This window comes from Streptomyces piniterrae, assembly GCF_005048155.1.
GTDB classification, from domain to species: Bacteria; Actinomycetota; Actinomycetes; order Streptomycetales; family Streptomycetaceae; genus Streptomyces; species Streptomyces piniterrae.
Genome location: NZ_SUMB01000001.1, coordinates 30,883 through 56,868, shown reverse-complemented (window position 1 = coordinate 56,868; position 25,986 = coordinate 30,883). Strand labels below are relative to the sequence as shown.

General features: G+C 72.3%; 24 protein-coding genes. 11 read left to right on the top strand and 13 right to left on the bottom strand.

Annotated elements, in window-relative coordinates; translation table 11 throughout:
* Window positions 1-74: 74 nt before the first annotated feature.
* Window positions 75-959 (bottom strand): siderophore-interacting protein, encoded by an 885-nt coding sequence (locus tag FCH28_RS00275; RefSeq protein WP_136737616.1) that lies wholly within the window; start codon window positions 957-959, stop codon window positions 75-77.
* A 139-nt stretch (window positions 960-1,098) separates the two neighbouring features.
* Here FCH28_RS00275 and FCH28_RS00270 point away from each other — a divergent pair, with 139 nt between their 5' ends.
* Both FCH28_RS00270 and FCH28_RS00265 read left to right on the top strand, forming a co-directional pair.
* A complete protein-coding gene (locus FCH28_RS00270) occupies window positions 1,099-1,932 on the top strand; it encodes a TetR/AcrR family transcriptional regulator (protein ID WP_136737615.1) in 834 nt (277 codons plus the stop codon).
* 496 nt (window positions 1,933-2,428) lie between these two features.
* A complete protein-coding gene (locus FCH28_RS00265; RefSeq protein WP_136738283.1) occupies window positions 2,429-2,917 on the top strand; it encodes a glutathione peroxidase in 489 nt (162 codons plus the stop codon).
* A 118-nt stretch (window positions 2,918-3,035) separates the two neighbouring features.
* Here the strand turns inward: FCH28_RS00265 and FCH28_RS00260 are convergent, their stop codons facing one another.
* The gene (locus FCH28_RS00260) at window positions 3,036-3,614 is read right to left on the bottom strand and encodes an STAS domain-containing protein (RefSeq protein ID WP_342781549.1); all 579 of its coding nucleotides are present in this window, start codon (window positions 3,612-3,614) and stop codon (window positions 3,036-3,038) included.
* 217 nt (window positions 3,615-3,831) lie between these two features.
* A complete protein-coding gene (locus tag FCH28_RS00255) occupies window positions 3,832-4,599 on the bottom strand; it encodes a class I SAM-dependent methyltransferase (RefSeq protein ID WP_136737614.1) in 768 nt (255 codons plus the stop codon).
* Between the two features lie 119 nt (window positions 4,600-4,718).
* Between FCH28_RS00255 and FCH28_RS00250 the strand changes: the two genes are divergently transcribed.
* Window positions 4,719-5,234: a winged helix-turn-helix transcriptional regulator gene (locus FCH28_RS00250; protein WP_136737613.1), complete on the top strand. Its 516-nt coding sequence runs from the start codon at window positions 4,719-4,721 to the stop codon at window positions 5,232-5,234.
* Here the strand turns inward: FCH28_RS00250 and FCH28_RS00245 are convergent.
* Window positions 5,200-6,006, bottom strand: a complete 807-nt coding sequence (locus FCH28_RS00245; RefSeq protein WP_136738281.1) for an ATP-grasp domain-containing protein — start codon at window positions 6,004-6,006, stop codon at window positions 5,200-5,202. The two genes, FCH28_RS00250 and FCH28_RS00245, sit on opposite strands and share 35 nt — an antisense overlap.
* A gap of 203 nt (window positions 6,007-6,209) precedes the next feature.
* Between FCH28_RS00245 and FCH28_RS00240 the strand changes: the two genes are divergently transcribed.
* The 3 genes from FCH28_RS00240 (at window position 6,210) to lnt (ending at window position 10,597) form a co-directional block, all read left to right on the top strand.
* Entirely contained in the window at window positions 6,210-8,180 is a 1,971-nt protein-coding gene (locus tag FCH28_RS00240; protein ID WP_136738280.1) for an ABC transporter ATP-binding protein, read from the top strand.
* A 60-nt stretch (window positions 8,181-8,240) separates the two neighbouring features.
* Entirely contained in the window at window positions 8,241-8,723 is a 483-nt protein-coding gene (locus FCH28_RS00235; protein ID WP_136737612.1) for a nuclear transport factor 2 family protein, read from the top strand.
* A 326-nt stretch (window positions 8,724-9,049) separates the two neighbouring features.
* On the top strand, window positions 9,050-10,597 hold the full coding sequence (lnt, locus tag FCH28_RS00230) for an apolipoprotein N-acyltransferase (RefSeq protein ID WP_136737611.1): 1,548 nt from the start codon (window positions 9,050-9,052) through the stop codon (window positions 10,595-10,597).
* Here the strand turns inward: lnt and FCH28_RS00225 are convergent.
* The 8 genes from FCH28_RS00225 to FCH28_RS00190 all read right to left on the bottom strand — a co-directional run bounded on the left by FCH28_RS00225 (window position 10,569) and on the right by FCH28_RS00190 (window position 18,361).
* Window positions 10,569-11,474 carry a Gfo/Idh/MocA family protein gene (locus FCH28_RS00225; protein WP_136737610.1) on the bottom strand — a complete coding sequence of 302 codons (906 nt, stop codon included), beginning with the start codon at window positions 11,472-11,474 and terminating at the stop codon, window positions 10,569-10,571. The two genes, lnt and FCH28_RS00225, sit on opposite strands and share 29 nt — an antisense overlap.
* 1,089 nt (window positions 11,475-12,563) lie before the next feature.
* Window positions 12,564-13,037 carry a hypothetical protein gene (locus FCH28_RS00220; protein WP_425471865.1) on the bottom strand — a complete coding sequence of 158 codons (474 nt, stop codon included), beginning with the start codon at window positions 13,035-13,037 and terminating at the stop codon, window positions 12,564-12,566.
* Between the two features lie 252 nt (window positions 13,038-13,289).
* On the bottom strand, window positions 13,290-13,958 hold the full coding sequence (locus tag FCH28_RS00215) for a uracil-DNA glycosylase (protein WP_136738278.1): 669 nt from the start codon (window positions 13,956-13,958) through the stop codon (window positions 13,290-13,292).
* A 123-nt stretch (window positions 13,959-14,081) separates the two neighbouring features.
* Entirely contained in the window at window positions 14,082-15,047 is a 966-nt protein-coding gene (locus FCH28_RS00210; RefSeq protein ID WP_136737609.1) for an aldo/keto reductase, read from the bottom strand.
* A gap of 313 nt (window positions 15,048-15,360) precedes the next feature.
* The gene (locus FCH28_RS00205; protein WP_136737608.1) at window positions 15,361-16,131 is read right to left on the bottom strand and encodes an SDR family oxidoreductase; all 771 of its coding nucleotides are present in this window, start codon (window positions 16,129-16,131) and stop codon (window positions 15,361-15,363) included.
* Between the two features lie 29 nt (window positions 16,132-16,160).
* Window positions 16,161-16,922, bottom strand: a complete 762-nt coding sequence (fabG, locus tag FCH28_RS00200; protein WP_136737607.1) for a 3-oxoacyl-ACP reductase FabG — start codon at window positions 16,920-16,922, stop codon at window positions 16,161-16,163.
* A 222-nt stretch (window positions 16,923-17,144) separates the two neighbouring features.
* Window positions 17,145-17,540, bottom strand: coding sequence for a DUF3037 domain-containing protein (locus tag FCH28_RS00195; protein WP_136737606.1), 396 nt, complete (start codon window positions 17,538-17,540; stop codon window positions 17,145-17,147).
* Complete coding sequence (locus FCH28_RS00190; RefSeq protein ID WP_136737605.1) at window positions 17,537-18,361, bottom strand: HipA family kinase; 825 nt, start codon at window positions 18,359-18,361, stop codon at window positions 17,537-17,539. The genes FCH28_RS00195 and FCH28_RS00190 overlap by 4 nt, the downstream gene beginning before the upstream one ends.
* A gap of 154 nt (window positions 18,362-18,515) precedes the next feature.
* Here FCH28_RS00190 and FCH28_RS00185 point away from each other — a divergent pair, with 154 nt between their 5' ends.
* Window positions 18,516-20,690 (top strand): S9 family peptidase, encoded by a 2,175-nt coding sequence (locus FCH28_RS00185; protein ID WP_136737604.1) that lies wholly within the window; start codon window positions 18,516-18,518, stop codon window positions 20,688-20,690.
* Between the two features lie 209 nt (window positions 20,691-20,899).
* Complete coding sequence (locus FCH28_RS00180; protein WP_136737603.1) at window positions 20,900-21,340, top strand: Rieske (2Fe-2S) protein; 441 nt, start codon at window positions 20,900-20,902, stop codon at window positions 21,338-21,340.
* Here FCH28_RS00180 and FCH28_RS00175 read toward each other — a convergent pair.
* Window positions 21,327-22,010 (bottom strand): cysteine hydrolase family protein, encoded by a 684-nt coding sequence (locus FCH28_RS00175; RefSeq protein ID WP_136737602.1) that lies wholly within the window; start codon window positions 22,008-22,010, stop codon window positions 21,327-21,329. The two genes, FCH28_RS00180 and FCH28_RS00175, sit on opposite strands and share 14 nt — an antisense overlap.
* Window positions 22,011-22,249: 239 nt before the next feature.
* Here FCH28_RS00175 and FCH28_RS00170 point away from each other — a divergent pair, with 239 nt between their 5' ends.
* From FCH28_RS00170 to FCH28_RS00160, 3 genes are all read left to right on the top strand, one after another.
* Window positions 22,250-22,753, top strand: coding sequence for a pyridoxamine 5'-phosphate oxidase family protein (locus FCH28_RS00170; RefSeq protein WP_136737601.1), 504 nt, complete (start codon window positions 22,250-22,252; stop codon window positions 22,751-22,753).
* A gap of 248 nt (window positions 22,754-23,001) precedes the next feature.
* Window positions 23,002-24,462, top strand: coding sequence for an acyl-CoA synthetase (locus FCH28_RS00165; RefSeq protein ID WP_136737600.1), 1,461 nt, complete (start codon window positions 23,002-23,004; stop codon window positions 24,460-24,462).
* Between the two features lie 79 nt (window positions 24,463-24,541).
* Window positions 24,542-25,984 (top strand): carboxyl transferase domain-containing protein, encoded by a 1,443-nt coding sequence (locus FCH28_RS00160; protein WP_136738277.1) that lies wholly within the window; start codon window positions 24,542-24,544, stop codon window positions 25,982-25,984.
* The last annotated feature ends 2 nt before the right edge of the window (window positions 25,985-25,986 follow it).

Sequence of the window (25,986 nt, the reverse complement as noted above, 5' to 3'; positions counted from 1 at the left end):
CCGGGATACACCGCTCCCTAAGACCACTCGTAGGCACCCTCGCCCTCTGCCTCTCCCTCTGCCTCGCCCTCTCCCTACCCCGCAGCCATCGCGGCTCTCTCCTGGGCCTCGGCCAGGTCCTCCTGCGTCGGGGCGTCTTCCTGGGTGAGCTTGCGGCGCCAGTATCCGGTGAAGTCGATCTGGCGCTTGTCCATGCCGCGCTCTCCGAGCAGATGTCGACGTATCTCGCGCACCATGCCCGCCTCCCCGGCGAGCCAGGCGAATACCGAGCCGGACGGAAACGGGGGCGCCTCCCGCACCGCGCTCAGCAACGCGTCACCGTGCCCGGCCTCGCCGTCGTTGCGGTGGACCCAGTGGACGGTCAGGTCGGCTTCGGTGGTGAAGAGCTGTTCCTCGGCCGGGTCGGCCACTTCGATGTAGGCCACGGCGCGGGCGCCCGGGGGCAGTGCTTCGACGAGCGAGCCGATGGCCGGCAGCGCGGTCTCATCGCCGGCGAACAGCAGCCAGTCGGCGGTGTCGAGCGGCAGCGGTCGGGCGTAGAGCGCTGCCGGCCCGTACCGGGCGAGGGTGTCCCCCACGGCCGCGGACGCCGCCCAGCGGGTGGCCGGGCCGCTCACCGCGTCCGCCGTCGACGCGGACGCGCCGTGCAGCACGAAGTCGACGGTTATCCGCTGACGGACCGGGTCGTAGGACCGCACCGTGTAGCTGCGCATCCACGGTCGTTGGTCCTCGGGGATGGCGAGGAAAGCCTGGTACCAGCGCATGACATCGCCGTCCGCTCCCTCGTCGGGCAGCCGGGGCTCGGTCTGGCCGGGTTTGGGGAAGCACAGTTTGAGCTGCTGGTCGGGCCAGGTGGGGAAGTCGTCGAGGCCGTCCCCGGCGAAGGTGATACGGGCCATGTGCGGGGAGATCCGCCGGACGTCGGTGACCTGGATGAGCGCGACGGGCACGTCCGCCATCAAATCCTCCATAAAGGTGGGAAGTGGTCAGGGGAGATGCGGAGCTCCGGCTCCATCGCTTCGCGCCCCTCCCCCTGATATCCTTACGCCGTAAAGAGTTATCTCGACCGAGGTTACTTTATGCCGTAAGGAGTTGCAAGTGGTTCTCTTCGCCGGCCAGGGCGACCCCCACCGTTCGATGTCGCTGCTGTGGCGGAAGGAAGGCTCCGCCGGCCCGCGTTCGGCGCCCGGCCCCAAACCCGCGCTGAGCGTGGACGCGATCGTCGACGCGGGAATCGCGGTGGCCGACGCGGAGGGCATGGCGGCGCTGTCCATGCGCGCGGTCGGCGAGCGCCTCGGGCGTACCGCGATGGCGCTCTACACGTACGTCCCCAGCAAGAGCGAGCTGGTGGACCTGATGTACGACCACGCGCTCGCCGAGCTGCCCACCGATTACGACCTCGCACCGGGCTGGCGGGCCGCGGTGACGTCCTGGGCCGAGGACACATGGGAGTTCTATCTCCGCCACCCGTGGGTGCTCCAGGTGTCCCAGGCGCGACCGGTCCTCGGCCCGAACGAGTACGGGGCCCTGGAGACGGTGGTGCGCCTGCTGTACGCGACGGAGCTGCCCTCCGCCGCGCTGCGCCGGATCGTCGGGACACTGTTCCACTTCGTCCGCGGCTCCGCGCAGACAGTCGCGGAAGCGAGGCTGGCCGCGGCGGCGACGGGCGTCTCCGACGAGGAGTGGTGGCAGTCCCGCTCCACCGTCCTCGGCGAGGTCGTACCCGACTTCTCGGACCGCTTCCCGCTCGTGATCCGCCTGGAAACCGAGGGCGTCGCCCACCACGGCACGGATGGCGCGAACGATACGGACTCTTCGGCGCCGTACGACGATTCGGTGCCCTACCTGGAACGCGAGGCCAAGACGACTTTCGAGGTCGGTCTGGCCGTGATCCTGGACGGCATCGAAGCGACGATCCACAAGGCCGGTTGATCATTCCCATGGTGCGCTTGGGAGCGGAGTTTCGACGAAGCCACCGCGTTCCCCGCCGCTCGGCGAACCAGGCCGTCGGCCTCTCCGCGGGGCTTCGTCACCGCGACATCCGGAGACGCCCGGACCGCCCCGCTGGAACGTAGTTTCTGCCCGTCACCACCGGAGGGGCATCTGACGGCCCTCCCGGCCCGGTCCCGCAACTCGGAGGCGGATTTCGGGTTGAGTCCGGACATGGATGTCAAACCGACCCCCGGTCACCCTTTTCTCCGTATCGCCGGCTCGCACCAGCCTCCGCCGATCATGGCCCCCTATACCCCCCGTCCGGCTGAGGAGGGGACTCCGATCTTCGATCAGCTGCTCAAGGAATGGCGGGCCGGCGCGCTACGGCCGGTTGTGTCATGGCCGGTTGACGATCCGGGGAAGAAGCGGCCCGGCAGCGGTGTTGGGGCGGATGATGGCATTCCCCGTCCGCGTACCCGCAATGAGGAGCATGACCGTGAGCCTGTACGACATCCCGCTGCGCACACTGACCGGTGAGCCCGCTTCGCTCGCCGACTACCGTGGCAAGGCGCTGCTGGTCGTCAATGTCGCGTCCAAGTGCGGGCTGACCCCGCAGTATTCGGGCCTGGAGCGGCTCCAGGAGCGCTACGCGGACCGCGGCTTCAGCGTGCTCGGCTTCCCCAGCAACCAGTTCGCGGGCCAGGAGCCGGGCACCGCCGAGGAGATCGCCACGTTCTGCTCGACGACATATGGGGTCAGCTTCCCGCTGTTCGAGAAGACCGACGTCAACGGGGCCGACCGGCACCCGCTCTACGAGGTGCTGACGGAGACCGAGGACGCCGAGGGCGCGTCCGGTGATGTGCAGTGGAACTTCGAGAAGTTCCTCGTCGACCACAACGGCGAGGTCGTGGGCCGTTTCCGGCCGCGTACGGAGCCGGACGCCGATGAACTGGTGGCGGCCATCGAGGGGGCGCTGCCCGCCTAGGGCCTGTCCGATGGGGGCGGGCCCGCCCGATGGGGGGCCTGTCCGGGCCTGTCCGGGCCTGTCCGGGCCTGTCCGATGGGGTCAGGGTCGGGAAGGCCCTGGCCCCGGTCCGTGGGCCCTACACCACCGCGCCGTCCGCGACGTCCGTAACGTCCGTGACACCGGTGATGGCGACGCGGCCGATCATGCTGAGGCGGTCGGCCACGATGCCCTCGACGATGAGGCCCTGGTCGTCGGGGCGGTCGGCGACGATCTCGAACTCACCGATCAGACCGGTCATCCGCAGCAGCCGGTCGACGCTCCCCCCGGCGGCGACGCCGGTCAGCCGCAGCCGGCCGCCCCGGTCCCGGGCCCGCTGCCGGGCACGGACCAGCAGGGACAGCCCGGCGCAGTCGATGAACGTCACCGCGCGCAGGTCGAGGAGCAGATCGGGGCGGGCGCCGCTGAGATCGTTCAGCCGGTCGGACAGCACCGCCACAGCGAGAATGTCCAGCTCGCCGCGGAGTTCGAGGATGGTGGTGGTGCCCACCGCTCGTACGCGCCCGACGAATCCTTGATAGTCCTGGCTCGCGCCGTCGTGGCCCTCGTTGTCCCGGCCCGGGTCCGACCCGTCCGCCGTCTTCACGAAGTCCTGGCCCTCGTCCATCATCGGCCCGACCCACTTTCGTGCCAGTGCGCGGGACGCGGGAATCGCCACGCGCGTGCGGAGGAGGCGTACGGAAGGTGAGGGGAGCGCCCGGTGAGATCCTGGCGGATCCGACGTGTCCGGGTCGTCGGCTGTGCCCTTACGCGTCTACGGCATACCCGCCGTACAGGGCGTCAAGTCCCGCTCGGGGCAACGAAAACAGTTTGTCTCAAAGCTATGCTCGGGAGGCGGCGACGGGGGCGATCCCCACGCCCGGCGGGCGCCGGGCTCACGCCTTGCGCGCATAGCCGAGATAGGTGACCAAGGGCTTGCTACCTGGGGCGAGTTCGAAGTTGACCATGGTCGCGACCTGATCGTCGGTGATCCGGCCCCGGCGGCGCGCCAGGACTGCGGTCAGCAGACTCCGTACGGCAGATGGCTTGAAATGGCAGGTATCGGCGGGGTGCAGGCCATGGCGCGCCATGTGCTCGGCGACTTCGCCGGGTGTGCGCAGGCGGCGCGCGGCGTAGCGGCCGGCCGGCATGACGCGGGTCATGGGCAGGCTCTGGAAGGCGACGAGGTAGACCAGGCGGGAGACCGGCGTGCGGTTGACCGTGTCGTAGACGAGGAGGCCGTCGGGTTTGAGGGCACGCGCGGCCTGTTCGATCACGCGGCCGGGGGCCGACGTGATCTCCAGCGTGTCCGCGAGGTAGACGAGGTCGAACTCGGAGTCGGGGAGGTCGAGGTGCTCGGCGGGCGCCGTGCGGTGGTCGATGTCGAGGCGCTCCTGGTCGGCCGCGGCGCGCGCCATCGCCGTCGCGGACTCGGACGGATCGACGGCGGTGACGTCGAAGCCGAGCCCGGCCAGGCCGCGTGCCAGCAGACCGCGTCCGCTGCCCACCACCAGGGCGCGCCCGGAGGCGGCGCGGCCCTCGCGGGCCAAGGCCCCCTCCGTGTAGGCGAGGCGTGCGCCCTGGAAGGCGACGGCGCGGATCTGGCGCCCGTCGACCGCCTCCGGAGCGGGTGAGTCCAGTTCGATCAGTGGAGCGCTGGCCATCGGCTTCTCCCTCGCTCATGGCAGACACGGACACCAGGTCGCGGCAATCAAGTTCCCTTAGGAAACTCTACGAACGTAACATCTTTAGTTTCTTGAGGGAACTCGGCTAGCCTCGATATGTGACCCGCACCCCCCTCTCCGACGTGGCCTGCTCGATCGCCCGCGCCACCGACCTGTTCGGCGACGCCTGGACGGCGCTGATCATGCGTGATGTGCTGACCGGCATCGGCCGCTTCGACGATCTCGTCCATGACCTGGGAGTTTCCCGAAAGGTCCTGGCAGCCCGGCTGTCCCGGCTGGTCGAGGAGGGCGTGCTGGCCCGCGAGCGCTACCAGGAGCGGCCGCCGCGTGAGCACTATGTGGCGACGGCCAAGGGGGCGGAGCTCTACCCCGTACTGCTGGCGCTGATGAACTGGGGCGACCGCTGGTATGCGGGCGAGGCCGGGCCGCCGGCCCGTATCCACCATCTGACCTGCGAGCACGACACCACGATGGTCGCCGCCTGCGCCCACTGCGGCGAGCCGCTCACCGTGGACAACACCACCCAACTCCCCGGCCCCGGCGGGCAGATCGGGCCCGGCACCCAGGTGATCGGCCCGCTCATCGCCTCCCGGGCCGGCGAGCACCCGGCCTGACGAACGGCAGATCGCGGGCGGTCAGCCGCGACATCGGGCCGGCGGCGCGCAGCACGGCGTCCAGGGCCAGCTCCGGGTCACTGGCGTAACGGCCGCTCGCCCAGGCCGCGTTGGCTTCGACGACCGCCCAGTGGCCGTCGATGCGGCCGACGTCCACGACGATCGCGGACGGCAGAGTGGTGCCGCAGCGCTCCAGCAGATCGGCGCCGAAGGCGGCCGCGTCCGGGGCCAGCGGTCCGGGGCTGAACCGCCCGTTCTCGGCGTAGCGGCTGCCGGTGCGCACCTCGCCGTCGAGGACGTACAGCCGGTGCTCGTCGCCGAAGGACACCACGTCGGAGATCAGTACGACGGTGCCGGGGTCGACCGCGTCCGTACCGGGCAGCCGGGTGCCGTCGGCGTAGACCATGGCCCGGATGCCCTTGTCGTTGGGGGACTTGGCGAAGACGGGACGGCGCAGCGCGTGGGCGTCGCGGATCGGGAGAGCGCGGATCTCGCGCCGTACGAGGTCGCGGGGAAGGCCGGCGAGCCAGTGTTCCGGCGCTTCGAGCGGGGCGATGCCCAAGGGGGCGGCGACGGCGTCGGCGAAGGACGGGCCGGCGTGCAGATGGGTGGCGCGCAGCCCTTCGGGGAGGTCGAAGGTGGGCAGTTGAACGGTGCGCAGTCCGCGGCGACGGGCGGTGTCGCGCAGCCCGGCCGCCGAGGCGGTGAGGCGCGGCGGGAGGAGCAGAGTCGCCGCCCGGGCCCCCGCCCCCGCACCGTCCCCGTGTCCCATCGCTGTGCCCCCGCCCCCGCGTCGCATGTGGATCATCGTAGCGACGGGCTCGGCGGGAACCGCGGGCCGCCGAAGTACCCCGGAGGGTGACCCGAGGGGAATGTCTTGACCTCAAGTTTGGTTTAGGTCCTAGGTTCCTTTCATGTCGCCGGTCACCCACGGCGATCGATCCCGTGACGACCCGCGACACTCTGGAGGCCGCGATGGACATGGAAGTCACCGCCTGGCACTCGCTGCACAGCACGATGACCGCGCAGCAGGGCAGGCGCCCGTTCTCCCGCACGACCCTGCGCCGCATTCTGGCCTTCGCGCGCCCGCACCGCCGCCGTCTGGTGTGGTTCCTGGTGCTGAGCACGGTGACGGCGATGCTCGCGGTGGCCACCCCGCTGCTCGCCGGCAGGGTGGTCGACGCGATCGTCGGCGGCGACTCATCCGCCCTGGTCGTCGGCCTGTCCGGGCTGATCGCCGGCATCGCGATCGCGGAAGCCGGCCTCGGTCTGCTGACCCGTTGGCTGTCGGCGAGCATCGGCGAGGGCCTGATCCTGGATCTGCGCACCACCGTGTACGACCACGTACAGCGGATGCCCGTCGCCTTCTTCACCCGTACCCGCACCGGAGCGCTGGTGAGCCGGCTCAACAACGATGTCATCGGCGCACAGCGGGCGTTCAGCGACACCCTCTCCGGGGTGGTCAGCAACATCGTCACGCTGCTGCTCACCCTCGTCGTCATGCTGAGCCTGTCCTGGCAGATCACGCTGATCGCGCTGGTGCTGCTGCCGGTGTTCGTGCTGCCCGCCCGCCGGGTCGGCCGACGGCTGGCCGCCCTGCGGCGCGAGGGCGCCGACCACAATGCCGCGATGGGCACGCAGATGACCGAACGGTTCTCCGCGCCCGGCGCCACCCTGGTCAAGCTGATGGGCCGCCCCTCCCGTGAGTCCGCCGAATTCGCCACCCGGGCCCGCCGGGTGCGCGACATCGGCGTCCGCTCGGCGATGGTGCAGACGTACTTCGTCACCGCGCTCACCCTGGTCTCCGCCCTGGCGCTGGCCGTCGTCTACGGGCTCGGCGGATTCCTCGCACTGCACGGGCAGCTGGAGGCCGGCGCGATCGTCTCGCTCGCCCTGCTGCTGACCAGGCTCTACGCCCCGCTGACCGCGCTGTCCGGCGCGCACATCGAGGTGATGAGCGCGCTCGTCAGCTTTGAACGGGTCTTCGAGGTGCTGGACCTCAAGCCGCTGATCGCCGAGAAGCCGGACGCCCGCGCGGTGCCCGAGGGCCCGGTGTCGGTGGAGTTCGACTCCGTGCGCTTCGGCTACCCGTCCGCCGACAAGGTCTCCCTCGCCTCCCTGGAAGAGGTCGCCACCCTCGACACCCGGGGCGGCGAAGAGGTTCTGCACGGCATCTCCTTCCGCGCCGAGCCGGGCCAGATGGTCGCCCTGGTCGGCTCCTCGGGCGCCGGCAAGTCGACCATCGCGCAGCTGCTGCCCCGGCTCTACGACACCGACGCGGGCGCGGTCCGGCTGGCCGGGCACGACGTACGCGATCTGACCGCCGCCTCGCTCCGTGACGTGCTCGGCATGGTCACCCAGGACGGGCATCTCTTCCACGACTCGATCCGCGAGAACCTGCTGCTGGCCAAGCCGGAGGCGACCGAGGAGGAGCTGTGGGACGCGCTGCGCCGCGCCCGGCTGAAGGAGCTGGTCGGCTCGCTCCCCGACGGCCTGGACACCGTCGTCGGCGAACGCGGCTACCGGCTCTCCGGCGGCGAACGGCAGCGGCTGACCATCGCCCGGCTGCTGCTCGCGCACCCGCGGGTGGTGATCCTGGACGAGGCCACCGCCCACCTGGACAACACTTCCGAGGCCGCGGTCCAGGAAGCGCTCACCGAGGCGCTGGTGGGCCGGACGGCGGTGGTGATCGCCCACCGGCTGTCGACCGTGCGGGCCGCCGACCTGATCCTCGTCGTCGAGGGTGGACGGATCGTCGAGCGCGGCACGCACGAGACGCTGCTGGCGGCGGACGGGCGGTACGCGGAGCTGTACCGGACGCAGTTCGCCACGTCGGATTCCGGCCAAGATGCCGAGCTGGACGAGGTCCTCGCCGGCGGCCCGGATGCCGGCACCGACCCCGACGCCGGCCCGGAATTCGTCAGTGCGACGGCGCTGGTCCCGTAACGGCGCGCCGGACGGTCCCCGCCCCTTGGCGGGGACCTCCGCATAACGAAAACTGAGGCGATGACGCAGCGTTCGGAACACTCGACTGTCATGGACCGCCTCGCCATCGACGATCTGATCACCGAATACGCCATCGCCGTGGACGACGGCGACTGGCCCGGTTACCGGGCTCTGTTCACCCGCGACGGCCGCGCGGACTACCGCTCGGCGGGCGGCATCGAGGGCGGCACCAAGGAGATCGCGGCCTGGCTCGACGAGATGCTGCGGCACTTCTCCATCCGCCAGCATCTGATCGTCAACCGCCGTATCACCCTCGCCAGGCACGACGGCGCCCCAGGTGACACGGCCACCGTCCAGGCCGACTATCTCAACCCGATGCGGCTCGCCGGCCCGGCGGCGGGCACCCCCGGCGGCCCCACCGCCCCCGATCACACCTCCGCCGGCCGCTACCGCTTCGCCGCCCGGCGCACCCCCGACGGCTGGCGGCTGACGGAGGTCGTCGTCCAGGAGAAGTGGCGGCAGGTAGGCGCCGCGAACGTCTGACCTTCCGGGGACGCCGCCGCCCTGCCCCACGCCGGTGATCGACCCGCGCCGATGATCGCCTCGTAGCGGTGCCTGGACCCGTGGCGGTGCATCGACGCCTAACCGGTGCGCTACCCCAGGCCGTCGCATTGACCCGTACGGATGCGGACGGGCGCGAAAGACGAATCCCGGACGCACTCTTTTCTTGATCGGTCCGCCCGCGCACACTGGCCGTTTGCGCCCACCGGCCACCCGACCGGCGGATACCGGCGGGCGCCGACGGGCGCCAGCGGGACACGGGCCGCGTCCGGCGACACCCGGTGACATCCGGCGAGAGGGGAGACGGTATGTCCACACCGCTCGGCAACCGGGCGCGGTGGCTCGCCTCCTCCTGGTCACGCGGGCTGGCCGCGGCGCTGGCCGGCGCGCTGCCGGTGCTGCTGTTCCCCGCGCCGGCCTGGTGGTGGCTGGCGTACGTCGCCCTGGCCCCCTGGCTGCTGCTGGTGATGTCGGCGCCGACGCCCCGGAGGGCGGCGCTGGACGGCTGGCTGGGCGGCGCCGGCTTCATGATGGCCGTCCATCACTGGCTGCTGCCGAGCCTGCATGTCTTCATCCTCGTACTGGCGCTGCTGCTGGGCGCGCTGTGGGCACCATGGGGGCTGCTCGTACGGGCTCTGCTCTCCGGTGCGCCCGGCGCGGGCCGGTGTGCCGCCGCGCTGGTACTGGTGCCTTCCGGCTGGCTGATGGTCGAACTGGTGCGTTCCTGGGAGTACTTGGGCGGTCCGTGGGGCCTGCTGGGCGCCAGTCAGTGGCAGGTGCCGCCCGCTTTGCGGCTGGCGTCGGTCGGCGGGGTGTGGCTGGTGAGCCTGCTGATCGTGGCGGTGAACACCGCGCTGGCCGAGCTGATCGCCCGGCCCGCGGCCCGGATGCCGGCCGTCGCCGCACTCCTGGTGTGCGCGCTCGCCGGCACCGCCGCCTGGCTCTGGGCGCCGCTCCCCCGGCCCGCCGGCACGGTGCGGATCGCGATCGTCCAGCCGGGCCTCAGCGGCGGCCCCGAAGGACGGCTGGCCCGCAGCGAGGCGCTGACCCGTTCCCTGGCGGGCCGCGGCGTACGCCTGGTCGTCTGGGGCGAGAGCAGTCTCTACCGGGACCCGGCGGCACGCCCGGCCCTCGCCGCCCGCCTCGCCGCGCTGTCCCGGCGTACCGGCGCGGACCTGCTGGTCAACACCGACGCGCCCCATGCGGACCGGCCCGGCATCTACAAGAGCGCGGTCCTGATCGGTCCGGACGGGCCTGCCGGCGAGCGCTACGCGAAGATGCGGCTGGTGCCGTTCGGCGAATACATACCGGCCCGGTCCGTCCTGGGCTGGGCGACCCGGGTCGGCAAGGCCGCCACCACCGACCGGCTGCGGGGCGCCCGCCAGGTGGTGATGCCGGTCCCCGCGGCGGGCGGACTGCGCATCGGACCGCTGGTGTGCTTCGAGACGGCCTTCCCCGACATGAGCCGCAATCTGGCGCGCGACGGTGCGCAGGTGATCATCGCCCAGTCCTCTACCGCCACGTTCCAGGACAGCTGGGCACCCGCGCAGCACGCCTCCCTGGGAGCACTGCGCGCAGCGGAGACCTGGCGGCCGATGGTGCACGCCACGCTGTCCGGGGTGAGCGCGGTGTACGGGCCGCGCGGCGAGCCGGTCGGCGGGCGGCTGGACACCGACCGCAGTGGGGTCGCCGTCTACGACCTGCCGCTGGCCACCGGCACCAGCCCGTACACACGGTTCGGTGACTGGGCCCTCTACGGCGCGATGGGCGCCCTCGTCCTCTACGGCGGCTACGGCCTGATCGGCGCTCTGCGGGGGGCGAGCTCGCTCACGCGGTCCGCGCGAGCGCCTCGGTGATCACCTGTTCGCACAGCTCGTGGGTGCGCAGCGCGTCCCTGGCGGACGGCTGCCGGCCGGCCCGCACGTCGTCCAGGAACGCCAGCACGATCTGCTCGATGCCCCGCTGGCGGGCGACCGACACCCAGTCGCCGCGGCGGCGCACGGTCGGCTGCCCCTTGTGGTCGATGACCTCGGCGAGGTTGACCACCTGGCGCTTGGTGTCATGCCCGGAGACGTCGAGGATCTCCTCCGAGGAGCCGCTGAGGCGGTTCATGGCGCCGATGGCGGTGAAACCGTCGCCGGCGAGCTGGAGGACGACGTGGTGCATCAGCCCGTCGCGGATCCTGGCGCGCACATCCACCTGCTCGATCTCACCGGGAGCCAGGAAACGCAGCGTGTCGACGACGTGGATGAAGTCGTCCAGCACCAGGGTGCGCGGGTCCTCGGGGAGGCCGATGCGGTGCTTCTGCATCAGGATCAGATCACGAGGGTGGTCCAGGCACTGGGCGTAGCCGGGTGCGAAGCGACGGTTGAACCCGACGGTCAGCCCCACCCCCCGGTCCTCGGCGAGCCGCACGATACGCGCGGTCTCGGCGAGCTCGTAGGCGATCGGCTTGTCCACATAGGTCGGCACGCCGGCCTCGATCAGCCGGGTCACGATCTCGGGGTGCACGGAGGTCGGCGCGTGCACGAAGGCCGCGTCGAGGCCGGCGGCGAGCAGTGAGTCCAGGTCGCCGTGGAGCTGATCGGGCGTCAGGCGGTAGGCGGCGCCGACTCGTTGGAGCGTGGCCGGGGTACGGGTCTGCAGATGCAGTTCGACACCGGGTTGCATGCCCACTACGGGGAGATACGCCTTCTGGGCGATATCGCCGAGTCCGATGCAGCCGACCTTCACTCGTTCTCCTCGGGTAGTTCCGCGGTCCGGGTGCCCCGCGCCCCGGAAGCATACGTGGCGACCAGCGGCCACCGGCCCGCGGTGCCGTCCCGGCTGCGCCGCCCCGCCGACCCGTGACGCGCCGCTCTCTTCCCGCGCGGAACCGCCTTCGACAGGCCCTGGTCCTGTCGGCGACGCGCCGTTCACCCTTGCGGGGAATTCCCAAACGCCCATGCGGCAAGAAGAGTTGCGCGCGTGCGCCGACTACTCGCTGTGGCGATCCTGGCGGGGCCGGTTCTGGCGGGGGCGGTCGCGGCGACCGTCGCCAGCTGTTCGACCGACGCCCCTCGCCCCGTCCTTGAACCCTCCCCCGGGCCGCCCTCGCCCTCCGTGGAACCACTGGGTCCCCGCGTCCAAGCCCCCGGCGACGACCGGATGGCGTTGGTGGTGCCCGCACCGTCGTCGCCACCGTCGTTGCGGCCGTCCTCGGGGCCGGAAGCCCAGCCGGGGGCATCCGCGCCGGCGGGGCCGCCGTCGGTGTCGGAGGGGAGCCGCAGCCGTACGGACGAGGTCCGGGCCCAGGATCCGGACCGGGATCGGTATCGGCACCAGGATCGGGGGCGGATCTCCGGGGGCGACGGCGCGGGTGACGGGAGCGCCCGGCAGCACAGCCGCAACCGGCCGTTCCCTGCTCCTGACGACGGCGCCCCGCCGGCCCCGGACCGGGACAATGGCAAGGCGCCCGCGCACCGTGGGGTACCGCCCCGAGAGCCCGACGAGCCCCGCGAGCGCCCTGTGCGCCGGCCCGGCGCGCAGCCCGCCCCAGCGCCCGGCGGCCAACCGGGCTGCGCACCGGGCCGGGCGCACTGGCACGGGAAGCACGACGGCACGGCGCGTCAGGAGTGCGACCGACCGCACGAGGAGTGACGCGCCACGGGGTGCGGGGTGCGGGCGCTGTGGGTGCGGGGCACGCGGCCCGGATCCGCGTGGCGCCGGTGCCGTGGGTGCCGTGGGTGCAGATGCACGCCACGGGTGCGTGCCCGTAGCGCGGTGCTGTGGGCATGTGACGACAGAGCCGACAGCGCGCCGGCGAGGCACACCCACGACCTACTACGAACGCCCCGCCTCCCCGTCGATCCGCGACTCCAGGCGCTCGATCGCCTCTCTGAGCCCTTGGCGGTATTCGCCGTCGGCGAGGGCGTTGGCCGACGCGCGGGCCCGCAGCAGCTGGGCACGTGCGTCGGCGAGCCGGTCGAGCCCGGCGTAGTCGGTCGCGAGGCTGAGATGGAGCGAAGGGAAGAACGCCCGCAACGCGATGAGGGGGTGTCGCGGCCCTGGGCCATCGGCGACGCTCGTCGCTCCCAGGGCGGCGCCGGTGTCCGCGGCACGCTCGGTGACATAGCCCTCGGCCGCGGCCAGCGCCTTGAGATCCCAGTCGAGCTCGTCCTTGGGGTCGTCCTGGGTGTCGGCCATGTAGTGGGCGAGGGTGCAGCGGTGGAAGGCGTCGCCGTGCGGCCCGATCTCGTCCCACAGCTCCGTCAGACGGTTGCGCGCCTCCTCCCGGTCGCCGGCGCGATGCAGCATGATCGCCTGGCCGATGCGGGTCAGCACGCTGTCCTCGACCGCCGCTCCCTGCTGGTGCCGGTCCGGCTGCAGGTCGCTCTGCGGCTTCTCCCGCCGCTCCTCTGGCCGCTTCTCCGCCACCGTGCACTCCCCGCGTTCGCTCGCCGCCGCCCGTTCCGGCCCGGCGGCATCCGCACGACCCGGCCCTTCCCCCGACGCTAACCGCCAGGGGAAGGCTCCGCGCGGTGTGCGCGACGCGCCCGGGGTGCGGGCTCAGCCCAGGTCGGGGATGCGCCAGTCGATCGGGGCGTGGCCCTGCGCCGCGATCGCGGCGTTGATCTGGGTGAACGGGCGGGAACCGAAGAACTTCTTCGCGGACAGCGGCGAGGGGTGCGCACCCTGCACCACGGCATGCCGCGCCTCGTCGATCAGCGGCAGCTTCTTCTTGGCGTAATTCCCCCAGAGCACGAAGACGGCCGGGTCGGGCCGGGCGGCCACGGCGCGGATCACCGCGTCGGTGACCTTCTCCCACCCCTTGCCCTTGTGCGAGTTGGCCTCGCCCTCGCGGACCGTGAGAACGGCGTTCAGCAGCAGCACGCCTTGCCGGGCCCAGGGCATCAGATAGCCGTTGTCCGGAATCGGGTGGCCCAGCTCCTCCTTCATCTCCTTGTAGATGTTCCGCAGCGAAGGCGGCGTCTTGACGCCGGGCTGCACGGAGAAGCACAGGCCGTGCCCCTGCCCAGCGCCGTGATACGGGTCCTGGCCGAGGACCAGCACCTTCACCTGGTCGTACGGCGTCGCCTCCAGAGCCGCGAAGACCTCCGCACGGGGCGGGTAGACCGGCCCCTGGGCCCGCTCCTGCTCGACGAAGTCGGTGAGCTCCTTGAAATAGGGCTTCTCCAACTCCTCGCCGAGGACCCCGCGCCAGGAATCGGGCAGCATGTCGGTCACCACGTCAACAACCTCCGGTGTGCGTTGCGTTCTCACTCACAGAACTTACCGGCGACCACTGACAACGCCGTCCACGGGCCGGATCCGCCGGCCGGCACCGAGGTCCGACATGTCTCAGGCGGTGTCGAGCCGGGCGCGCTGATACGGATCCAGGTCGACGTCCAGCGCCGCCAGGCACTCATCCAGCTGCCCCACCGAACTCACACCGATCACCGGAATCACTGGCACCGGGCCACCCATCAGCCACGACAGGACCACCTGATTCCGGGTGGCCCCGCACTCCGCGGCGACCTCCGCCAGCACCCGCAGCCGCGCCACCGACCCCGGGTGGTCGTACCGCTCCGGCAGCGGCTTGTCCTCGCGGGTATAGGCACCGTCCATCAGCGTCGAATAGCCGAGCAGCGTGAGATCCGGATGCGCCGCCGCGTAGTCGAGAAGCTCGTCGTCGGTCTCGCGCTGAAGGCCGCACGGCGGGCCGTGGCGCGGCCGCAGGTAGGTGTGGCGCTGCTGTACGGCCCGGAAGCCGGGCAGTCCGCGGCCGGCGGCGAGGTGCCGGGCCTCCGCGAGGCGCCAGGTCGGATGGTTACTGACCCCGAGGGCGCCGACCCGGCCGCCGCGGACGAGTCCGGCCAGCGTCTGGACGGTCTCCTCCAGAGGCACGCCGCGGTCCTCGACGTGCGCGTAATAGACATCCACCCGGTCGGTGCCCAGACGGCGCAGGCTGCCGTCGATGCCGGCGTGGATGGCAGGGCCGCCCAGCCCCTCCGCGTTGCCGGGCCACCGGGGACCGCGGGCCCGGTCGGGCCGGGCGCCGACCTTGGTCGCCACGACCGTACGGCCGGCCGCACGCCGGCTGCGCAGCCAGCGGCCGAGCAGCAGCTCGCTCTCGTCCCCGGTGGCGCCGGGCACCCAGAAGGCGTAGTTGTTCGCGGTGTCGACGAACGTGCCACCCGCCTCGGCGAACCGGTCCAGGATGGCGAAGGCGGTCGGCTCGTCGACGGTGGTGCCGAACGGCAGCGCCCCCAGGCAGACGGCGCTGACCAGGGGCCCCTGATCGCCGCCGAGGGTGCGGTAGTGCATGGCGTGTCTCCCCCAGAGAGGTCCGCTGATGAGTGTGGTGCCGGCCCCATAGGGACCGGCACCACGGACTCTGCCTCTTGGAGTGCACGCCAAGGCAAGGCTCCTAAAGGCCCGCCGCCCACCCCGGACCTTCTTCGGCTTTCCCCGCCGCCCACCGCGCACCCTTTTTGTTTTTCCCCGCCGCCCACCCCCCTTCGGGGGGTGGGCGGGTGTAGTGCGGGCAGGTGCGCGTCGCCAGACGCGCACCCGTGGACGGCCACCTGTGGCGCCCCTCAGACGACCCCCGTAGCCGCCCGCCCCAGGTGGCCCGTCCTCACACCCCGGCGTTGAGGAACAGCCCGCCGTCCACGACCAGGTTCTGGCCCGTGATCCAGCCCGCGGCGTCGGACAGCAGGAAGGCCGCGGCCCCGCCGATGTCCTCCGGGACGCCGAGCCGCGCCATGGGGTAGCCGGCCGCCGCCTCCTCCTCGCGGTTCTCGTACAGCGCGGCGGCGAACTTGGTCTTCACCACGGCCGGCGCGATCGAGTTGACCCGCACCAGAGGCGCGTACTCGTGGGCGAGCTGCAGCGTCAGGTTCACCATCGCGGCCTTGCTCATGCCGTACGCCCCGATGAACGGCGAGGCGCTGATACCGGCGATGGACGCGATATTGACGATCGCCCCGCCGTTCTCCTTCTGCCACGCGTGCCAGGTGCGCTGCGCGAAGCCCAGCGCCGAGATCACGTTGGTCTCGAACACCTTGCGTGCCACATTGAGGTCGAGGTCGGCGATGGGACCGAACACCGGGTTCGTACCGGCGTTGTTGACGAGGTAGTCGACCCGGCCGAAGGTCTCCATCGCGCGCTCGACGGCGACGGCCTGATGTGCCTCGTCATGCGCCTTGCCGGCCACCCCGATCACCCGGTCGGCGCCGAGCTTGTCGACGGCCTCCTTGAGGGCGTCCTCGTTGCGTCCGGTGATGACGACCCGGTCGCCGCGGGCGACCAGGGCCTGGGCGATGCCGTGGCCGATGCCGCGACTGGCGCCGGTGACCAGCGCCACCTTGCCGGAGAGCTCGGGAAGAGCGCTGTCCTGCTCGGTCATGTCCTGTACTCCTGAAGTCGGTCGGGCGGTCAGTTGAGCGGGCCGCCGGCGACGTACATGACCTGGCCGGAGACGAAGCCGGCCGCCTCGCCGGTGAAGAAGGCGATGGCGTTGGCGATGTCCTCGGGGCGGCCGACCCGCTGCACCGGGATCTGGGTGGCGGCCGCGGCCTGGAAGTCCTCGAAGCCCATGCCGACACGCTCGGCGGTGGACGCGGTCATGTCGGTGACGATGAACCCGGGGGCGACGGCGTTGGCGGTGACGCCGAACTTGCCGAGCTCGATGGCGAGCGTCTTGGTGAAGCCCTGCAGACCGGCCTTGGCGGCCGAGTAGTTGACCTGGCCCCGGTTGCCGAGCGCCGAGCTGGAGGAGAGGTTGACGATCCGCCCGAACTGGGCGTCCACCATGTGCTTCTGACAGGCCCGCGACATCAGGAACGCGCCACGCAGATGCACGTTCATGACGGTGTCCCAGTCGGTTTCGCTCATCTTGAAGAGCAGGTTGTCACGGAGCACGCCCGCGTTGTTGACCAGCACGGTCGGCGCGCCGAGCTCGGCCGCGACCCGCGCCACCGCCGCCTCCACCTGCTCCGCGTCGGAGACGTCGCAGCCGACCGCGATGGCCTTGCCGCCGGCCGCGGTGATCTTCTCGACGGTGTCCTTGCAGGCCGCCTCGTCGAGGTCGAGTACGGCGACGGCGCGGCCCTCGGCGGCCAGGCGTACGGCGGTGGCCGCGCCGATGCCGCGGGCCGCGCCCGTCACGATGGCGACGCGCTGCTCGGTGGTGGACATGCGGGTTCTCCTCACCCTCGAAACCTCGACAAGCGGTCCTTCGCCCACCGATCCCGAGGTGAGCAACCGCTTAGTAGCTTCAGCAGGGCTGACGCTAGAAGCCCGGCCACCTGCTGTCAACGCCCACCACCGCGCCGTCGCCGACCTCACCGGCGGCGGCGCCCGTGACATGGCGCGATCCGGCCCCCCCGTCCCGGCCCCGCGGCGTCGCCCACGTCCGGCTCAGCGCACCAGCAGCTCCAGCAGCCGCTCCGCCTCGCCGGAGGGATCGGCGGTCAGGCCGGTGTGCACCGGACCCGGCTGGACGATCGTGCTGCGCGGCGCGATCAGCCAGCGGAAGCGGCGCCCCGCATCGTCCCCCGCCGCCTGTCCGGCCGCTTCACCGCCATGGCAGACGCCCTCGACGGCGCCGAGCGCGGCCCGTACACCGTCCACATCGGCCGACGGGTCCAGGGCCAGCAGCCGGGCCTCGTCCAGATGCGTCCGGGCCTCGACGAAGCGCTGGGCGCGGCAGTACACGACCACCCCGGCATTGATCATCTCGCCGCGCTCGACACGCGGGACGACCTTCAGCAGGGCGTACTCGAAAACGTCGCGCCCGTTGTGCAGACCAGTCACTTCACTGCCCTCCGCGGCGGCTTGCCCGCCAGCCAGCCCGGCGCCTGGGAAGGCTTGTCCTTGCTGGGCTCCCCGAGGGTGATGTGGTCGCTGATCATCCCGGCACGGGCCAGCAGCGTGGTCACATACGCCCGGCGCAGCGCGTCCGGGGAGTCGAAGCCGGGCTCGTCGACCAGCCACTCGTCGGGCACTTCGGCCGCGATCCCGGTCAGCATGTCCTCGGTGATCTGCGGCGCGAACTCGGCGGCGGCCGCCGGGACATCGGGCGCGAAGGTGGCGAGGACATGGTCGGAGGCGTCGTAGGGCTTGGCCGAGGACTTCTCGGCGGTCGGCCAGTTGTGGTGCCAGATCATCGTGGCGCCGTGGTCGATCAGCCACAGTTCGCCGTGCCAGACCAGGGCGTTGGGGTTGCGCCAGGACCGGTCGACGTTGTTGATCAGCGCGTCGAACCACACCACGCGGCCCGCCTCGCGGGAGCTCACCTCGAAGGCGAGCGGGTCGAAGCCGAGCGACCCCGGGAGGTAGTCCATGCCCAGGTTCAGTCCGCCGCTGGCCTTCAGGAGTTCCTGTACCTCCTGGTCGGGCTCGCTGAGGCCGATCACGGGGTCGAGCTGCATCTGGACCAGTTCCGGCACCCGCAGGCCGAGCCGGCGGCCCAGCAGGCCGCAGATGACCTCGGCGACCAGCGTCTTGCGGCCCTGTCCGGCACCGGTGAACTTCATGATATAAGTACCGAGATCGTCGGCCTCGACGATTCCCGGGAGCGATCCGCCCTCACGCAAAGGCGTGACGTAGCGCGTCGCAATGACTTCGGTCAACATTCCCACAGGTTACGTGCCTGCAACGCTCTCCTTCCCACCATTTCGCCCGGTCCTGTACCGGGCTTTTTTGCTGCCTTCATTCGGGCGGGCAGCACCCGACGCACCGTGTCGCGGCGGAGCAACGGACCCGTAGACAGCACCTGGAGGACGCACCTTGAACCGGAAGACCCCCAACCCCGCCGACTTTCCCCGCCAGTTCGCCCGCAGCCGGCGCTTCTCCCTCGGGGTGCCGAGGCATTTCACCGTCTCCCCGGACGGCCGCCGGATCGTCTTCGTCCGTACGGGGTCGGGCACCGATCCCGTAGGACGGCTGTGGCAGTACGAGGAGGGGTGCGCGGAGGGCGAGGACGGCGCCGGCGGGGAACGGCTGCTGGCCGACCCTACGGTCCTGGTGAGCGCCGGTGCCGGAGCGGTGCCCGAGGAGGAGCGGCTGCGGCGGGAGCGGGCCCGCGAGCGGTCCGAGGGTGTGGTGGGTTATGCGGCGGACGACGCCGTCGATCTGGTGGCCTTCGCGCTGTCGGGCGTCCTGTGGGCGGTGCGTACGGATGGCGGCGCGCCGTTCTCCGTTCCGACGGCCGGCCCGGTGGTCGATCCCCGGCCGTCCCCCGACGGCCGGCGGATCGCCTACGTGACCGGCGGCTCGTTCCACGTCGTCGATCCGGCCGGCGACGACCGCCGGCTGGCCCGCGCGGAGGGACCGGATATCACCTACGGGCTCGCCGAGTACGCGGCCGCCGAGTCGATGGGCCGGCAGCGCGGCTACTGGTGGGCGCCGGACGGCCGCCAGGTCCTGGTGGCCAGGGCAGACGCCACCCGTGTGGAACAGCGTTACATCGGCGACCCCGCCGACCCGACGAAACCGCCGCGGGCGATGCGCTATCCGGCGGCGGGCACCGTCAACGCGGAGGTCACCCTGCATCTGCTCTCCCTTGAGGGGGAGCGCGTCGACGTGGTGTGGGACCGGAGGACGTACGAGTACCTCGTCGCCGCGGGCTGGGACGCGCACGGCCCCCTCATCGCCGTACAGAGCCGCGACCAGCGCACTCTGCGCACACTCGCGGTCGACCCGGCGACCGGCGCCACGGAGGTGCTGCACGAGCGGACCGATCCCGCCTGGGTGCAGATCGTGCCGGGGACCCCGGCCCGTACGGCGTCCGGCGCCCTGGTGCTGCCCGAGGACGAGGGCGACACCCGCCATCTGACCGTCGGCGGACGGCGGGTCACACCGGAGGGGCTGCAACTGCGTGCGGTCCTCGGGGTGGCGGGCGAGCGGGTGCTGTTCACGGCGAGCGAGGACCCCACGGAGACCCATGTGTGGCGCCATGAGCCCGGCCACGGCCTGCGCCGGCTCAGTGGCACGCCCGGCCGGTACACGGGCGTGGCGCGGGGCGGGACGGTTGTCCTGGAGGGCATGACGGAGCGCGGCAACGAGGTGCGCGTGGTGCGGGCCGCTCCGGATGCGGACGGGGGTGCGCCCGACGGGGACGGCGAGCCGTGGGGTGACGGCGCGCCCCATCGCGTCATCGCCTCGGTCGCCGAGGAGCCGGCGGTGACCCCGCGGCCCGTTCATCTGACGCTCGGCGAACGGGAGTTGCGCGGGGCGCTCTTCCTCCCGTCGTGGCACAAGGAGGGCGCGGGCAAGCTGCCGGTGCTGCTCGACCCGTATGGCGGACCGGCCATGCAGCTCGTCATACGGGCGCGCACGTGGTTCACGTGTGTGTCGCAGTGGTTCGCCGAGCAGGGGTTCGCGGTGCTCGTCGTCGACGGGCGCGGGACGCCGGGGCGGGGCCCCGCCTGGGAGAAGGCCGTTCACGGCGACCACCTCACGCCCGTGGTGGAGGACCAGGTGGACGCGCTGCGGGCGGCCGGGGAGCGCTTTCCCGACCTGGACCTGGGGCGGGTGGCGATCCGCGGCTGGTCGTTCGGCGGGTTCCTGGCGGCCGCCGCCGTGCTGCACCGTCCCGACGTCTTCCACGCGGCGGTCGCCGGGGCCCCGCCCACCGACCAGCGGCTGTACGACACGCACTGGAAGGAGCGCTTCCTGGGCCACCCGGACGAGCGGCCGGAGAACTACGCGCGCTCCTCCCTGGTCGGCCGCGGCCATCTGCTGCGCCGCCCGCTGCTGCTGGTCCACGGTCTCGCTGACGACAACGTGGCGGTCGCGCACACGCTGCGCTTCTCGGCGGAGCTGCTCGCGGCGGGCCGACCGCACAGCGTGCTGCCGCTGCCCGGTGCCACGCATTCGCCGGCCGACGACGGGGTCAACGAGAACCTGCTCCGGATCCAGCGCGATTTCCTGCGCGATGCGTTGGGTGGCATCGGCGATTGAACGCGCACCGCCGCGCGCCCGTATGGACGTTGTGCAAGGCGCAGGAAAAACGGCGCGGAGGGGTGTGCGGAAGAGCGGACACATCGCCGCATTGCCGTATCGGTACGTCGAATCGCCGTACCGGTACGTCGATACGTCGCCATGTGGACCTTGTATGCGGGCCCTCTTCCGCGCCTCGCACCGAAGGCACCAGGAACCGGAGGCACACCATGGCTCGACAGACACCAGCGGAGCGGACCGGCGAGAGTGACGCGGCGGCCGGAGCGGTCGACGGGCCGGCGCGGCGCACCGTTGTCGCCGCGGTCGGCGCGGCCGGGCTGACCGCGGCGCTCTCGGCGTGCGGCGGCAGCGCGCAGGCCGGGGGCGTCAGTCTCGCGAAGACCTCGGAGATCCCCAAGGGCGGCGGCAAGATCTTCAAGGACGAGAAGGTCGTGGTCACGCAGCCGCAGGACGGCGAGTTCAAGGCGTTCTCCGCGGTCTGCCCGCACGTCGGCTGCGTCGTCGGCGAGGTCTCCGGCGGGACCATCAACTGCATGTGCCATGGCAGCAAGTTCGACATCACCGATGGCAGCGTGAAGGACGGTCCCGCCACCAAGGGGCTGGCGACGGCCAAGGTGAGCGTCGAGGGCGGCTCGGTCACGCTCGACTGAGACCGGCCGCCGGGCCCGCCTCGGGTCGGCGGGCCCGGCGCGGCCGTTTCCAGCAGGTCAGGACGTCATCGGTGGTGGTGATGGTGGCCACCAGGGCGAGGGTGTTGCGGACCATCATCGGGGTGTAGTCGGCGGGCACCCCGGCGATGGCGTCCGCGGGCACCACGGCCGTGTACCCGAGGTTGACCGCGTCGAACACGGCGTTGGGTATCGCCACGTTCGCCGACACCCCGGTGACGACGAGGGTCCGGCACCCGAAATTGCGCAGCAGCGCGTCCACCTCGGTGCCGGCGATCGGGGAGAGCCCGTGCAGCCTGCGCACCACCAGGTCGTCCTCCGTGACCGGGATCGGGTCGGCGACGCGTACCGCGGTGGAGCCGATCATCTGCTGGACGGGCAGCCGCTCGGCCGCCCTGAAGAGGCGGGCGTTGCGGTTGGCGCCGCGGCCGTCGGGACGGCGTTCGGCGACCGCGTGCAGCACCTGGACGCCGGCGTCGTGGGCGGCCGCCACCAGCCGGGCCGTATGGGCCAGCGCCCCCGACTTGCGGGCCGCTTCGGCGAGTTCGGGCAGCGCGCTGTCGGGGCCGACCACGCCGCGCTGGCACTCGACGGTGAGCAGTACCGTCGAGGCCGGGTCCAGCTGCTCGATGAGGTGTGCGTCCGAGGGCATCGCGTTCCTTCCGGGCTGTGTCGCGCGGCGGGCTCCCGCGTTCCGGCGGCCTGTTCGAGGCGCGTGAGGCTATCCGGCATTGCGCCCGTGAGGAAGAGCGCTCATGATTCCCCCAAGATTCCTGACTACTCGTCAGGTTACGGTGGGATGACGGCCGGATTCCGGGGCCGGGGCACGCGGCTCGCCTCGGCCCGAGCACGGTCCCGTACCCGTACCCGTGCGACGGAGGGCGATATCGGATGACCGACACGCAGCGGACCGGCACACAGCGGACGGACCCGACCGGCGCACAGCGGCGCGGGCGCCGGATCATGATGACACCGGGCGAGCTGGACGGGTTCCTGGCGGAGCAGCGGACCTGCCGGGTCGCCACGGTCGGCGCCGACGGCGCGCCGCACATCGGTGCCCTGTGGTTCGTCTGGGACGGGACGGCGCTGTGGCTGTATTCGATCACTCGCAGCAAGCGGTGGGCGCAGCTGCGCAGGGACCCGCGGATCGCGGTGGTCGTCGACGACGGGCACGAGTACGGGGAGCTGCGCGGGGCCGAGCTGGCGGGGCGTGCGGTGTTCGTCGGCGAGGCGCCGCGCACCGGGGAGGCATGCCCCGAACTGGACGCCCCGGAGCGGCTGTTCGCGGCGAAGTACTTCGGGATGGACGCGATGCCGCATGACGGCCGGCACGCCTGGCTGCGGCTGACCCCGGACTCCGTCGCCTCGTGGGATTTCCGCAAGATCCCCGGGTGAGGGGATCCGGCGCGCCTGGCAGGGGCACGCCACGCCGGCGCCGGGCCACCGGGTGGCGCCGGCGGTGACCTGCCTCGTCGCGGCGGCGGGCGCGGACGCTCGAAGAGCTCGGATCGCCGGAGAGATCGCGATGTCAGTGGTCTCTGCGAGAGTGGTAGGCGTCAGCTCGTTCCGCGCCGACACGGCCGCCGGAGCGGGTTGGCACCGGCCCTGCCGGGCCGGGCGCCGACGAGGACGAAGGAGATCCGGTGAACGTGCTCTTCCCCGCGCTGTGCGACGGCTCGCCCACCCCAGCGTTGCGCTTCGGTGACCGTGCGCTCAGTTACGGTCAACTGGCCGCGGTGGCGGGCCCGCTCGCCGATCGGATCGGCGGCGCGACCCGGGTCGCGATCTGGGCGACCGCGACGCTGGAAACCTCGGTCGGCGTCGTCGCCGCGCTGCTCGCGGGGGTGCCTGCGGTGCCGGTGAATCCGAAGAGCGGCGAGAGCGAGCTGGCGCACATCGTGGCGGACAGCGCGCCGTCGCTCGTCCTCGCCGAGCCCGGAGCCGACCTTCCGGAAGCGCTCGCCGCGCTGCCCCGCGTGGACGTCGAAGCGGCCGAGCCTCCGGAGGGGTCCGAGCCGGTCGCGCTGCCGTACGAACCGGGCGACGAGGCGCCGGCCCTGATCGTCTACACCTCCGGCACCACCGGGCCGCCCAAGGGCGTCGTCATCCCCCGGCGCGCCATCGCCCACACCCTCGACGCGCTGGCGGACGCCTGGCAGTGGACCGCCGACGACGTCCTCGTCCACGCCCTGCCGCTGTTCCACGTCCACGGTCTGATCCTGGGCATCCTCGGCCCGCTGCGCCGCGGCGGCAGCGTCCACCACCTGGGGCGCTTCAGCGCCGACGGCGTCGCCCGTGAGCTGTCCGCGGACGCCACGATGCTGTTCGGCGTGCCGACGATGTACCACCGACTGGCCGTCGAGGCGGGCCGCGACCCGGTGCTCGCCAAGGCGCTCTCCCGTGCCCGGCTGCTGGTATCCGGGTCGGCAGCGCTGCCGCTGACCGATCACGAGCGCATCGCGGCGGCCTCCGGCCGGCGGGTGATCGAGCGCTACGGCATGACGGAAACGCTGATGAACACCAGCGTGCGGGCGGACGGCCCGGAGGCCACGGGGACGGTCGGGGTGCCGCTGCCGGGCGTCTACGTCCGGCTCGTCGACGACGCGGGACAGCCGATCGAGACCAGCGACGGCGAGACGGTGGGCGAGATCCAGGTCCGCGGCCCGAATCTCTTCGTGGAGTACCTCAACCGCCCCGACGCCACCGCGGCGGCCTTCGACGGCGGCTGGTTCCGCACCGGTGACATGGCCCTGCGCGACGCAGGCGGGAACTACCGGATCGTCGGCCGCAAGGCCACCGACCTGATCAAGAGCGGCGGCTACAAAATCGGCGCGGGCGAGATCGAGAACGCCCTGCTGGCGCACCCCGGGGTGGCGGAGGCGGCCGTCACCGGCGAGCCGGACGAGGACCTCGGGGAGCGGATCGTCGCCTGGATCGTGCCCGAGACCGGTCCGGACGCCGGTGCGCCGCCCTCGGCCCAGGAGCTGGCCGACCATGTCGCCGCCCAGCTCGCCCCGCACAAACGCCCACGCACCGTCCACTTCCTGGACGCGCTGCCGCGCAACGACATGGGCAAGATCCTCAAGCGAGAGCTCCATGTCTGAGAGCGAGGGCGCGGCGCGCAACGGCAGCCTTGAGCGGGGCGGCGGAAGCCCGGCCCATGAGGGCGGCAGCTCCGCGCGTATGGCCGGAGGCTCGGCACCCGACGCCGTACGCGGCCCGCTGCCCAGTCAGCGGCTGACCGCCCGGCAGGCCATAGCGGCGGTGGCGGACGCGTATACCGAGCCGGCCGTGCCCGACGGTTCCGGAGCCGCCGGCGCCGCGGACCGGCCGGGCGGTGACAAGCCCGACGGCCCGCTCGGCTGGCACGGCTACGACGCGTCCCGGGCGCGCGCCCGCGCCCGTACCGGCGAGGACGAGTCCGTGATCACCGCGCTCGCCACGGTCGGCGACGCCGAAGCCGTCGTCATCTCCTTCGAGTTCGGCTATCTGGGCGGCTCGCTCGGCGAGCGCACCGGCGACCGTCTGGAGGCCGCCTACGCCAGCGCCCGCGAGCGGCGCCTGCCGGTGGTGTCCTTGATCGCCACGGGCGGCAGCCGGATGCAGGAGGGCATGCGGGCACTGACCCAGCTCCAGCGGGTGGCCGGGCAGTCGGCGCTGAACCGTGCCGCCGGACTGCCGCAGATCGCCGTGCTGCGCGATCCTACGACCGGCGGCGGCTGGGCGACGCTCGGCGCGGGGGCCGATGTGATCCTCGCCCTGCCCGGTGCGCAGGTCGGCTTCGCGGGCTCACGGGTACGCCCCGACGATGCCGATCCGTACGCCTACTCGGCCGAGGGCCAGTTCGCGGCGGGCCACATCGACGCCGTCGTCCCGCCGGACGGTCTGCGCGCCGCTCTGCGGCGATGGCTTCAACTGCTGGGCGGCGCAAGGGAGTCGGGGACGGCGGAGGCTCCCGGAGCGCCTCCCGGGGCGGCGCCGGCGCCGTACGCGCTCGGTGACGTGCCCGGCCTGCCGGAAAGCGGCTGGGGTGCGGTGATCCGCGCCCGCGACGCCCGGCGGCCGCGCGCCGAGGCATATCTGCGCGCGTATTTCGACGACTGGGAGGAGATCAGCGGCGACCGCAGCGGCGGCGTCGACAACGGGATGCGCTGCGGATTCGGCCGTCGCGACGGCCGGACGATCGCCTTCGCGGCCCAGTGCGGTACGGCCACCCGCCCGGCCGGCTTCCGTACCGCCGCCCGTCTCGTCCGTCTCGCGGACCGGCTCGGCATACCTGTCCTCACCCTCGTCGACACCCCGGGCGCGGCCAATGACGCGGCAGCCGAACGCGCCGGCGCCGGTGCGGCCATCGCCGACTCCTTCGCCGCGCTGGCCTCGGCCCGCGTACCCGTCACCTCCCTGCTCATAGGCGAGGGCGGATCCGGCGGCGCGCTGGCCCTCGCCGCGCCCGACCGGCTCTGGGCGACACCCGACAGCTACTTCTCGGTGATCGCCCCCGAACTGGCCGCCGCCATCCTCAAACGCGACGCGCGGCAGGTGCGGGCCACCGCCGACCAACTCCGCATCCGCCCGCAGGACTTGCTGGAGCTGGGGGTGATCCGGGGCATCGTGCCACCGGCCTGACG

Excerpts from the sequence above, each read along its gene's own strand:
- FCH28_RS00190 (WP_136737605.1), bottom strand. The coding sequence starts at position 18,361 with ATGTTGACCGAAGTCATTGCGACGCGCTACGTCACGCCTTTGCGTGAG.
- fabG (WP_136737607.1), bottom strand. The coding sequence starts at position 16,922 with ATGTCCACCACCGAGCAGCGCGTCGCCATCGTGACGGGCGCGGCCCGC.
- lnt (WP_136737611.1), top strand. The coding sequence starts at position 9,050 with ATGTCCACACCGCTCGGCAACCGGGCGCGGTGGCTCGCCTCCTCCTGG.
- FCH28_RS00275 (WP_136737616.1), bottom strand. The coding sequence starts at position 959 with ATGGCGGACGTGCCCGTCGCGCTCATCCAGGTCACCGACGTCCGGCGG.
- FCH28_RS00210 (WP_136737609.1), bottom strand. The coding sequence starts at position 15,047 with ATGCACTACCGCACCCTCGGCGGCGATCAGGGGCCCCTGGTCAGCGCC.
- FCH28_RS00240 (WP_136738280.1), top strand. The coding sequence starts at position 6,210 with ATGGACATGGAAGTCACCGCCTGGCACTCGCTGCACAGCACGATGACC.
- FCH28_RS00255 (WP_136737614.1), bottom strand. The coding sequence starts at position 4,599 with ATGGCCAGCGCTCCACTGATCGAACTGGACTCACCCGCTCCGGAGGCG.
- FCH28_RS00180 (WP_136737603.1), top strand. The coding sequence starts at position 20,900 with ATGGCTCGACAGACACCAGCGGAGCGGACCGGCGAGAGTGACGCGGCG.
- FCH28_RS00205 (WP_136737608.1), bottom strand. The coding sequence starts at position 16,131 with ATGACCGAGCAGGACAGCGCTCTTCCCGAGCTCTCCGGCAAGGTGGCG.
- FCH28_RS00175 (WP_136737602.1), bottom strand. The coding sequence starts at position 22,010 with ATGCCCTCGGACGCACACCTCATCGAGCAGCTGGACCCGGCCTCGACG.
- FCH28_RS00170 (WP_136737601.1), top strand. The coding sequence starts at position 22,250 with ATGACCGACACGCAGCGGACCGGCACACAGCGGACGGACCCGACCGGC.
- FCH28_RS00220 (WP_425471865.1), bottom strand. The coding sequence starts at position 13,037 with ATGCTGCATCGCGCCGGCGACCGGGAGGAGGCGCGCAACCGTCTGACG.
- FCH28_RS00160 (WP_136738277.1), top strand. The coding sequence starts at position 24,542 with ATGGCCGGAGGCTCGGCACCCGACGCCGTACGCGGCCCGCTGCCCAGT.
- FCH28_RS00215 (WP_136738278.1), bottom strand. The coding sequence starts at position 13,958 with ATGCTGCCCGATTCCTGGCGCGGGGTCCTCGGCGAGGAGTTGGAGAAG.
- FCH28_RS00235 (WP_136737612.1), top strand. The coding sequence starts at position 8,241 with ATGACGCAGCGTTCGGAACACTCGACTGTCATGGACCGCCTCGCCATC.
- FCH28_RS00245 (WP_136738281.1), bottom strand. The coding sequence starts at position 6,006 with ATGGGACACGGGGACGGTGCGGGGGCGGGGGCCCGGGCGGCGACTCTG.